This is a genomic window from Paenibacillus farraposensis (assembly GCF_020736845.1).
GTDB lineage: Bacteria > Bacillota > Bacilli > Paenibacillales > Paenibacillaceae > Paenibacillus > Paenibacillus farraposensis.
The window spans coordinates 1-601 of the sequence record NZ_JAFFQR010000084.1; the positions used below are offsets into that span (position 1 = coordinate 1).

The following is a 601-nucleotide window of genomic DNA, read 5'->3' on the forward strand; positions in this document are numbered from 1 at the left end:
TCGAGGGCTTATCCTAAGAATAGAACGCAAGTGGAGTTTCGGATCCAGTTTTCAGGGTGTAACACCTTGAGTTTATGCTTGATATTCAACATCCTTTTCTGGTGTGTTGAATAACTAGCTTAGTTTTCGCTAAGTGAGTCTATTATTTGGAGAGATACCCAAGTGGCTATAAGGGGACCCTCTGCTAAGGGGTTAGACTGCGAAAGTGGTGCGAGGGTTCGAATCCCTCTCTCTCCGCCATTTAGGACAAGCTAGTGAAATTATTATGTTATGGCGGCGTAGCTCAGCTGGCTAGAGCGTACGGTTCATACCCGTGAGGTCGGGGGTTCGATCCCCTCCGCCGCTACCATACATACCCAGGAGGCTTAGCTCAGCTGGGAGAGCATCTGCCTTACAAGCAGAGGGTCGGGGGTTCGATCCCCTCAGCCTCCACCACCATGCCGGTGTAGCTCAATTGGTAGAGCAACTGACTTGTAATCAGTAGGTTGGGGGTTCAAGTCCTCTCGCCGGCACCATTTATGAAAAATATGAGGAACTGTGGTGTAGAGGCCTAACATGCCTGCCTGTCACGCAGGAGATCGCGGGTTCGAATCCCGTCAGT

The 601-nt window shown here is 50.7% G+C and carries 4 tRNA genes; all 4 read left to right on the forward strand.

From position 1 onward, the window contains the following. Nucleotides 1-148: 148 nt before the first annotated feature. Nucleotides 149-240: transfer RNA gene (locus tag JO375_RS13495), tRNA-Ser, on the forward strand. A 32-nt stretch (nucleotides 241-272) separates the two neighbouring features. Beyond that, nucleotides 273-349 (forward strand) — tRNA-Met (locus JO375_RS13500). A gap of 10 nt (nucleotides 350-359) precedes the next feature. Beyond that, nucleotides 360-435, forward strand: a tRNA-Val gene (locus tag JO375_RS13505). Nucleotides 436-439: 4 nt separating this feature from the next. Beyond that, nucleotides 440-515, forward strand: a tRNA-Thr gene (locus tag JO375_RS13510). Nucleotides 516-601: the final 86 nt, after the last annotated feature.